Annotated in this window: 11 protein-coding genes and 1 pseudogene; 6 read left to right on the top strand and 6 right to left on the bottom strand. The window is 39.6% G+C overall.

What is annotated here, in order from left to right; genetic code table 11:
- The first annotated feature begins 544 nt into the window (after window positions 1-544).
- Window positions 545-913 (top strand): 2TM domain-containing protein, encoded by a 369-nt coding sequence (locus IQ228_RS15125; protein ID WP_193963379.1) that lies wholly within the window; start codon window positions 545-547, stop codon window positions 911-913.
- Window positions 914-999: 86 nt separating this feature from the next.
- On the opposite strand, the gene IQ228_RS15120 is transcribed toward IQ228_RS15125, so the two are convergent.
- From IQ228_RS15120 to IQ228_RS15095, 6 genes are all read right to left on the bottom strand, one after another.
- On the bottom strand, window positions 1000-2604 hold the full coding sequence (locus IQ228_RS15120) for an NAD(P)H-quinone oxidoreductase subunit 4 (RefSeq protein ID WP_027402509.1): 1605 nt from the start codon (window positions 2602-2604) through the stop codon (window positions 1000-1002).
- A 258-nt stretch (window positions 2605-2862) separates the two neighbouring features.
- The gene (locus tag IQ228_RS15115; RefSeq protein WP_193963377.1) at window positions 2863-3375 is read right to left on the bottom strand and encodes a hypothetical protein; all 513 of its coding nucleotides are present in this window, start codon (window positions 3373-3375) and stop codon (window positions 2863-2865) included.
- A gap of 42 nt (window positions 3376-3417) precedes the next feature.
- A complete protein-coding gene (locus IQ228_RS15110) occupies window positions 3418-3654 on the bottom strand; it encodes a hypothetical protein (protein WP_027402511.1) in 237 nt (78 codons plus the stop codon).
- Window positions 3651-3845 carry a hypothetical protein gene (locus IQ228_RS15105; RefSeq protein ID WP_027402512.1) on the bottom strand — a complete coding sequence of 65 codons (195 nt, stop codon included), beginning with the start codon at window positions 3843-3845 and terminating at the stop codon, window positions 3651-3653. The genes IQ228_RS15110 and IQ228_RS15105 overlap by 4 nt, the downstream gene beginning before the upstream one ends.
- Window positions 3846-3955: 110 nt before the next feature.
- Window positions 3956-4876, bottom strand: coding sequence for a homoserine kinase (gene thrB / locus IQ228_RS15100; RefSeq protein WP_193963375.1), 921 nt, complete (start codon window positions 4874-4876; stop codon window positions 3956-3958).
- 180 nt (window positions 4877-5056) lie between these two features.
- The gene (locus tag IQ228_RS15095) at window positions 5057-5758 is read right to left on the bottom strand and encodes a rhomboid family intramembrane serine protease (protein WP_193963373.1); all 702 of its coding nucleotides are present in this window, start codon (window positions 5756-5758) and stop codon (window positions 5057-5059) included.
- Window positions 5759-5878: 120 nt separating this feature from the next.
- Between IQ228_RS15095 and IQ228_RS26675 the strand changes: the two are divergent.
- The 5 genes and pseudogenes from IQ228_RS26675 to ybeY form a co-directional block, all read left to right on the top strand.
- Window positions 5879-6250: pseudogene (locus tag IQ228_RS26675) on the top strand (protein kinase); the annotation flags it as partial.
- On the top strand, window positions 6227-6511 hold the full coding sequence (locus IQ228_RS26670; protein ID WP_370566897.1) for a tetratricopeptide repeat protein: 285 nt from the start codon (window positions 6227-6229) through the stop codon (window positions 6509-6511). The pseudogene IQ228_RS26675 and the gene IQ228_RS26670, both read left to right, overlap by 24 nt.
- 148 nt (window positions 6512-6659) lie before the next feature.
- Window positions 6660-7773, top strand: a protein-coding gene (prfB, locus tag IQ228_RS15085) for a peptide chain release factor 2 (RefSeq protein ID WP_152540445.1) whose coding sequence is annotated in 2 segments (ribosomal slippage) — window positions 6660-6731 and window positions 6733-7773 — 1113 coding nt in all. Because the reading frame shifts where the segments join, the coding sequence is not laid out codon by codon here.
- 101 nt (window positions 7774-7874) lie between these two features.
- A complete protein-coding gene (locus IQ228_RS15080; RefSeq protein WP_071992792.1) occupies window positions 7875-8030 on the top strand; it encodes a DUF3285 domain-containing protein in 156 nt (51 codons plus the stop codon).
- A 13-nt stretch (window positions 8031-8043) separates the two neighbouring features.
- Complete coding sequence (gene ybeY, locus IQ228_RS15075) at window positions 8044-8547, top strand: rRNA maturation RNase YbeY (RefSeq protein ID WP_193963369.1); 504 nt, start codon at window positions 8044-8046, stop codon at window positions 8545-8547.
- The last annotated feature ends 100 nt before the right edge of the window (window positions 8548-8647 follow it).

Raw genomic sequence — 8647 nt, 5'->3', positions numbered from 1 at the left:
AAAAATTAAAACCGTCCCTGATTGGCAGCAACGGTTGAGGGATTTTGTTGATCAACTTCTTGAAGACTTGGACAAACAGTAATATATGGATAGTTATGGGTAGAAATTATCAAGCTGCTTCTACCCCTACGGTGTAGGGCGCAGACCCTACGCCCCTACGGACGGATTTGCTGACTAGACATCTCCAAAAAAGATGGTAGAGCCGAGAATCCCTACATGAGGAACGTCTCTACCAGGGTTTCGGGTTACGCATATTTAATTTCTGGAGATGTCTACTGTATCTCAAAAAGAGTGCATATCGCTATATACAAAAGCTCATCCATTTAAATTGGCAAAGACAAAGCTAGGGAAATGTAGCTGTGATCAATAATTGGGGAATTGAAATCTATTAATAAATTTGTGCTGTTAATTACGACATCAATTATTTTTCAACTATAAAATGTGTTTCTAAGCGATTCGTAGGTACATATATTTTAAATGATTGTGTAGCTACCGTTTCAAAAATAACTCTCAAAAGTATTTTTTGCCATTTTAGGTATTGATAATGACTTACAACGCAGAGGAAATGCAGCAGATTCTTGAAGTAGCTTTTAGACAAAAACAAAAGGGAGAATATACAAGAGAACAAATTATAGAAATAGCCTCAGAATTAGGTGTTTCTTCAGAGTCGCTACAAGCTGCGGAACAAGAATGGTTAAAAAATAACGTAGAAGTAAAAAAAGAGCAAATGTCTAATAGTCAACAACGGAAAGATTTCAAATCTCATCTACTTGCTTTTCTGGCAATTAATGGTTTTTTGGTGCTGTTAAATCTAGTGGTAAGCCCTGGATATTTCTGGGCTATTTATCCCATACTAGGATGGGGGTTAGGTTTATTACTGCATGGCATAAAGGTTTATATTAGTAATGACTAAAATAGATCCCCGAATTCCTTATGAATTCGGGGATCTTATCCCCTTTTAATTTAAGATTTACTAGAGCGCTCTTTTGGGTTTGATAATTACTCAACTATATTCACTATTTGGGAACTAGCTAATGTTGGTGTGGTGAAAATTTGCGAGTATAAGTTTGTAGGTTGTTGACGAGCAACAACTGGTAAAACTTGACGAGCATGAGCCGCAACTGCCACTGTTTTTACATCATAGGTTTGTGTAATCATCTTAGGATAAAAACCAATACCGATGATGGGAACTAATAAGCAAGCGGTGATAAATAATTCACGGGGCTTAATATCAAGAACTACAGCATCTAAATGTAAGTCTTGATGTTGGTTGCCGTAGAAAACTTGACGTAGCATGGACAGTAAATAAATGGGTGTCAAAATCACGCTAACTGCTGATAGAAAGATGACTACAATTTTGAAGCTGGAACTGTAAACATCACTGGTAGCAAGACCTAAGAATACCATCAACTCACCGACGAAACCACTCATTCCGGGTAAAGCCAGAGAAGCCATTGAACCGATAGTAAAGAGAGCGAAAGTTTTGGGCATTACTTTACCCATACCGCCCATTTTATCCATCACTAAGGTGTGAGTACGTTCGTAAGTTACACCGGAAAGGAAGAATAAACTAGCAGCAATTAAACCGTGAGAAACCATTTGTAATACAGCACCGCTGATACCGATTTCTGTATAAGATGCAATGCCAATTAACACAAACCCCATGTGGGCAATTGAAGAGTAAGCCAGACGGCGTTTGAGATTGGTTTGAGCAAAGGCGCAACAAGCACCATAAACAATATTAACTACACCTAAAATCGCTAAAACTGGAGCAAAGGTAACATGAGCATCAGTTAACATTTCTACGTTAAAGCGAATTAAGGCATAACCGCCCATTTTTAACAATACACCTGCCAAGATCATTGAACCGGGTGCGGATGCTTCACCATGAGCATCAGGCAACCATGTATGTAAGGGAAAAATGGGTAGTTTGACACCATAAGCGATTAAGAAACCTGCATAGAGGGCTAATTCTAAGGTTTTGGGATATTCTTTCATTCCCAATTCGGTCATGTTGAAGGTGAAGTTATCACCATAGAAAGCCATTGCAAAACCAGCTACTAGTATAAATATGGATGCTGCAGCGGTATAGATAATAAACTTGGTAGCTGCGTAACGGCGGTTTGTGCCTCCCCAGATGGAAATTAGTAGGTAAACAGGTACTAGCTCAATTTCCCACATCAAGAAGAACATTAATAAGTCTTGGGCAAGAAATACTCCTAATTGAGCGCTGTACATAATCAACATCAACGCATAAAATAAACGCGGCTTGTTGGTTACTTTCCAAGCCGCGAATACTGCGAGTGTGTTAATGAAGCCTGTGAGAAGTATCAGGGGCATTGATAAACCATCAATGCCTAGAGACCAGTTAAAGCCAATTTGGGGTATCCAAGGATAGCTTTCTGTCATTTGCAGGGCGGAACTTTGAAAGTCGTAATTCTGCCAAAGGGCAAAAATCATGAGTACAAAGTCTAATAATGCCACTCCCAAGCCGTACCAGCGGACGGTTTTACCCTCTTTATCGGGAATAAGAGGAATTGCGAGGGCTGCCACTAAAGGCAGGAAAATTATGGCTGATAACCAAGGAATTTCTATGGCATTCATCACTGTTGACAATGTTTTTTTGGTTTTGCTTTTGTTTACATTATATTAAGGAATCGTTACGTCTGTAAACGATTTCTTATGAAGATTTCCAATTTGGAGGACAGATAGTAATAAATACTTACTAAATTATGCCGCGAGTCCATTCTAAATGTAAATTTTTGCAACGTCAACAAAAAAACAGCGACTAATATCACTGTCTTTAGTTATAATGAGCAGCTTGAGGATAAATTGAATTTTTATCAAAGTTATCTCTGTTTCTTAGACAATACGGTTGACAATCATCCACACTTCTCCATCTGATCTTACGAAAGGGACAGAAATGGTCTTAAAGCCTGTGATGAAAGGTTTGTAGTAAACTTGCCAATACATGGGACTAAGTTCATCGGCGCAGGTTTTGAGGAGTTTAATTTCTTTTGCCAGTTCTCCAGCTAGTTCATTAACTCGTTCGGCATGAATTTGAGCAATTTTTTTGGCTTCTTCTAGCTGTTCTTGTTGTTGGGAGATGCGGATAGACATGGGCAAATACCGATTGAGATGGGCTTTCCTTTGTTGTATTTGCTTTTCTAGGTAATATATGGCATCGTCTATGCCTTTAAGTTCGGCGGACAGTTGGACGTTTTCTCTGGCTTGACGGCGGTAAGCTTCAACTATGGCTAGGGGTGAGTCGTTTTCACCGGATTCTACATGATGATTAGTCAGTGCAGTGCGTTCTTGTTGGAGTGATTGGATTTGAGATTTCAGTGCTGCTATTTCTGACTGGATTTTTTCCATATATTTATGATGAGTTGTTGATAATTAGAAGTTGTTAAATTTTCAATCATCTGGTCTATCTTCGGTGAATTGATCAATTGCCTCTACCATGCCTTCTGAATAGGGTTCAAGGACTGTGGAACAAGCATAAAGATCAGCAAGTGCTTGGGAAAATTCTTCAGAATTGGGATCAGTATTTTTGATGGCTTGAATTGCTTGAATTGCCTTCTCTAGCTGGGGTTGATATTCATTCAGAAATATTTCTAATCGTTCATAAGGATTTTTATAGAGTGATATCATTTACTTAATCTCCTTTCTAGTTTCGCAATATTTTGGCGACAATTTGCTACTGTTTTCTCCCAATGGGCTATTAAACCTTGATCTTGTCCTTCTGTTGGTTTCTCCTTTTCTTTGGCAATTTTTTCGAGATGTTCTTCTAAGGCTTGATGTTGTCCTTTTAGTTTTTTGCGGGTTTCCTGATTTTTACCCATAATTCTAATTTTAGTCTTCTCCTGACTAATTTAATTGTTATTAGTGCGATCGCCTGGTAATTCGGAGAAATCGCTATTTTTTTGAACAGACAGATTTCTCGTAACTTAGATTAAGTAGGAAGTATACTTGTCCCTTGCGGATCTAGGGGAAGCGATCGCACAATTGAGTCCATACCCATTGCCGTCCAGGTATTTGCCATCGCCGTTTCTACGAATTTGGTATGACTTGTATTAACTAAAGCTAAAAGTGTGGGACCTGCGCCACTAATTACCATGCCATAAGCACCAGCAGCAACAGCCGCCGCATTCACAGCATCATAACCAGGAATTAAGGATTGGCGATATGGTTGATGTAATTTATCTTGCAAAGCTGCTGTTAACCATTCTTCTCGATTAGTTGCTAAACCGCGCAATAATAAACCCAAATGAGAAATATTGAAAATTGCATCAGCACGACTGACTTCTGTGGGGACAACCTTTCGTGCTTCGGCGGTTGATAATTCAAAATTAGGAATTGCTACAACTGGAACTATATCTCGATGCCAGAGAATATCACAAATTTCCCAACCTTTTTTGCTGGTAGCAGCCAGACGACAGCCACCTAATAACGCTGGTACTACATTATCAGGATGTCCTTCCATGGCGATCGCTAATTCCATCACCTTTAACTCAGACAAAGGCGAACCCGCCAACTCATTAGCCGCAACTAACCCCCCGACAATAGCAGTCGCCGAACTACCTAAACCTCGCGCCAAAGGTACACCCAACTTAATTTCTATTTTCACCGCGGGTGGTGTTTGTTCTATATATTCATATAACTTGATAAAAGCCTGATATAAAAGATTACTCTCATCAGTTTGTACCTTTGCGGCTTCCAAACCAGAGACTTGAATAATTAACTCACCTGCATCAAGAACAGTAAACTTAAATTCGTTATACAGCTTTAAAGCTGCACCTATACAATCAAACCCCGGTCCCAAATTCGCCGTCGTCGCGGGAACTTTAACAGTAATGCTAGAAACTACAGACATTGAAGTTAATTTAAAATTCCAATATGAACTACCCCATTTTACTTCCTTATACCAAATTAAGATATGGAATAAGATATCAAGAATTATTAAACGCAGATGAACGCAAATAAACGCAGATAAATTCGGATGAATTGATGGATTTGATGATTCTGTGCAGCTTCACATAAAAATCACAATAACCTAAAGTCTTTGTCTGATTTTCATAAAAGCCGCACCCGTCACTAACGCCGCAAATTGTCCCCAATAACTGACGCTAGAGAAGGAACTACCACCCGCCATATTTAAACTCCCTATGCCATAAAATGACTGCTGGATAAACCACCAAAATAAATATAAAATAGCTGGAACTTCCACAGGGATATACAAAACCAATAAAGTCAAAACCGAATATATTTTTGCCTGGGGAAATTTGATCAGATATGCACCCAAAATAGATGTAATAGCTGCATTAGCACCGATAATTGGCATTGTTAAATCGGGGGATAAAATAATTTGGACTATGCCAGAAAAAAAGCCAGAAGTTAAATAAAGTAGTAAATACTGTTTATGTCCTAAAATACCTTCGACCGTTTTCCCAAATACCCATAAAAACAGCATATTTCCTAAGATTTGGCTAAAACTACCATGCAGAAACAGCGATACAGGTAAAGAAAGTAACCGCCAAAATACAATTACCCACGCCGCAGAATTGTAAAAAAAAGCGTTAGCAATTGCAATATTTATTTGAGATGGAATAATTCCCCAATTATTAATTAAATCTCCTAATTCATTACTCCATTCTAATTTGATTTCCCAGAAAAATATGACTATATTAATCCCAATTAACCAATAATTAATAATAGGCTTTTGCCAACTGCGAATATTATCATCTATAGGAATCATCTTGATTTTAACATTTGAGCTACTGATTTTTAACCACTAATTAATATTTTTCCCTATCTCCTCATTTTTGTATGGGAAGATTATCATAAATGTAACACAATAGTCAAATAGGCTCAGGAAATGCTAGGAAACACCCTTGTAGGCAGATACCAAATCACCAATTACCTGGGAGGTGGCGGATTTGGTGAAACTTATGTTGCTAATGATACTCAATTACCAGGCTCTCCTCAGTGTGTAGTTAAGAAACTCAAACCTCAGTCTACGGATATTGCCACTTTAGAAATAGCTCGGAGGTTATTTGATACAGAAGCTCAAGTTTTATACAAATTAGGAAATCACGATCGCATTCCCCAACTTTTAGCTTACTTTGAGGAAAATGCCGAATTTTATCTGGTTCAAGAACTGATTATTGGTAATGATCTCAGTCAAGAATTAAAATCCGGTGTCATCTTCACTCAAAATCAGGTAATTTCTCTATTACAAGAAATTTTAGTATGGTATAATCTAGGAAATACACAATATAATTTACAAAAATATCAAGAAGCGATCGCCTCCTATAATAAAGCCATCCGTTATCAACCCAATCATTATCAAAGTTGGTACAGCAAAGGCAATGCCTTGTTAAATTTGCAACAATACCCACAGGCGATCGCCTCCTACGACAAAGCCATAGAATATAAACCAGACTACCAACAAGCCATAGAAGCCCGCACCAAAGCCCAAAATACTCCAAAATTCCCCATCAAACTCTAATTCCCCTCAACTCCTTCTCTCTGCGCCTCTGCGTGATAAAAAAATCATCCCATTAACTCAGCAACACCCTGAGACATTGCCAAAATCCAGTAAAATCTAGAATATTATCTCAAAGAAATCTCAAGCCCTTGCAACTTGAGTCAAAATTATGGACGTATTAGAACTAAAACGCGAAATCGAAACATTGTCTAGCCGCCTGGGTAAAACCCAGGACTATCTTTGACGTACCCGCACTCAAAGCTAAAATTCACGACTTAGAACAAATTTCCGCCCAAACAGAATTTTGGGAAGACCAAAACCAGGCACAAAATACCCTGCAAGAACTTAATGATCTAAAATCCCATTTAGATCAATATTACAAGTGGCACACCAACTTAGACGATACCAGGGCAGTTGTTGAGTTATTGGAACTAGAAACCGACACAGCATTATTGCAAGAAGCGGAATCTACCATTACCAAACTCAACCATGAACTAGACCAATGGGAACTACAACAACTCCTTTCCGGCACTTACGACGACAAAGGCGCAGTCCTGACAATTAACGCCGGTGCTGGTGGCACAGACGCACAAGACTGGGCATTTATGCTCATGCGAATGTATACCCGGTGGGCAGAAGATCATGGTTATAAAGTCACCCTAGCGGAAGAATCAGAAGGTGACGAAGCCGGCATTAAATCCGCCACCCTAGAAATTACCGGACGTTATGCCTATGGTTACTTACGTTCCGAAATGGGGACTCACCGTCTCGTCAGAATTTCTCCCTTCAACGCTAACGGCAAACGGCAAACCAGCTTTGCTGGCATCGAAGTCATGCCGCAAATAGATAACACCGTCAAACTAGACATCCCAGAGAAAGATTTAGACATTAGCACCACCCGTTCTGGCGGCAAAGGTGGGCAAAACGTCAACAAAGTAGAAACCGCAGTCCGCATAGTTCACCTCCCCACCGGTCTAGCAGTCCGGTGTACAGAAGAACGTTCCCAACTGCAAAACAAAGAAAAAGCGCTCGCCCGTCTCAAAGCCAAGTTGTTAGTTATTGCCAAAGAACAACGCGCCCAAGAAATTGCCGAAATTCGCGGCGATATGGTCGAAGCTTCCTGGGGTAATCAAATCCGCAACTATGTATTTCATCCTTATCAAATGGTGAAAGACCTCCGCACCAACATCGAAACCACAGCCATTACAGATGTCATGAATGGTGAACTTGATATGTTCATTCAAGCCTATCTTAGACAAGAAAACCAGATAGTTGATGCGTAATCACCAGATCCCCGACTTCTTAGAGAAGTCGGGGATCTTTGTCTTTGCTATATTTCTCTGACACAGGTTACAGTAAGAAAAGAGATGATAATGAATTAATTATGGAAAAGTCCCCTGCCAAAGAACCCCAGCCTAGCTATGTCAAACTCGCCATGCGAAACATGGTTAGAAAAGGCGGCACTTCCCTCAAACACTTTGCGTTAACTGCCGTAGGACTGTTATCTGTCCTCGTGGGTTTGGCATATCTTACTCGCTAAGAGAGGAAAACTTGTGCCGCTACAGGTTGAATTATATTTAGAAAATTGCTTTGATGACTCTTCCCCAATTCCTCTCGAAACTTGGGAAAACTGGTTTTGGCAATGGTTGGAAATTCTTGAGGATTACTTGCCAACTGCACCTAGTTATGAAATCAGTTTGCGTTTGACAACCGACACAGAAATTCAAACCCTTAATTCCCAATATCGCCAACAAGATAAACCTACAGATGTCTTAGCCTTTGCATCTCTAGAAGCAGATTTACCACAAAGCGAAGAAATGCTGGATGCCATGCCCTTGTATCTAGGTGACATAATTGTCTCTATAGATACAGCACAGCGTCAGGCACAACAGCAGGAACATAGTTTGTCTACAGAGTTGGCTTGGTTAACGGCTCATGGTTTACTACACTTGTTAGGTTGGGATCATCCTGACGAAGAGAGTTTGATAGTAATGTTAAACGAGCAAGTTGTATTACTGAAGAAAATAGGTATTATTATTAACTTGGAGTTTGAGTAGGGAGTAGGGGAGGTAGGGGGGGTAGGGGAGGTAGGGGAGGGAAGAACAGAAGTTTTTTCCGATCATTACCCGTCAAAATAAATTTGACGAACTACTAGGT

Source organism: Dolichospermum sp. LEGE 00246 (assembly GCF_015207865.1).
GTDB classification, from domain to species: domain Bacteria; phylum Cyanobacteriota; class Cyanobacteriia; order Cyanobacteriales; family Nostocaceae; genus Dolichospermum; species Dolichospermum heterosporum.
Note: the sequence above shows the minus strand (reverse complement) of the source record. Positions and strands in the feature narration are given on the sequence as shown.

Bases quoted from the DNA above. Each gene is read 5' to 3' on its own strand.
- IQ228_RS15095 (WP_193963373.1), bottom strand. From the start codon at position 5,758: ATGATTCCTATAGATGATAATATTCGCAGTTGGCAAAAGCCTATTATT.
- IQ228_RS15110 (WP_027402511.1), bottom strand. From the start codon at position 3,654: ATGATATCACTCTATAAAAATCCTTATGAACGATTAGAAATATTTCTG.
- thrB (WP_193963375.1), bottom strand. From the start codon at position 4,876: ATGTCTGTAGTTTCTAGCATTACTGTTAAAGTTCCCGCGACGACGGCG.
- IQ228_RS15080 (WP_071992792.1), top strand. From the start codon at position 7,875: ATGGAAAAGTCCCCTGCCAAAGAACCCCAGCCTAGCTATGTCAAACTC.
- IQ228_RS15125 (WP_193963379.1), top strand. From the start codon at position 545: ATGACTTACAACGCAGAGGAAATGCAGCAGATTCTTGAAGTAGCTTTT.
- IQ228_RS15115 (WP_193963377.1), bottom strand. From the start codon at position 3,375: ATGGAAAAAATCCAGTCAGAAATAGCAGCACTGAAATCTCAAATCCAA.
- IQ228_RS15105 (WP_027402512.1), bottom strand. From the start codon at position 3,845: ATGGGTAAAAATCAGGAAACCCGCAAAAAACTAAAAGGACAACATCAA.
- IQ228_RS15120 (WP_027402509.1), bottom strand. From the start codon at position 2,604: ATGAATGCCATAGAAATTCCTTGGTTATCAGCCATAATTTTCCTGCCT.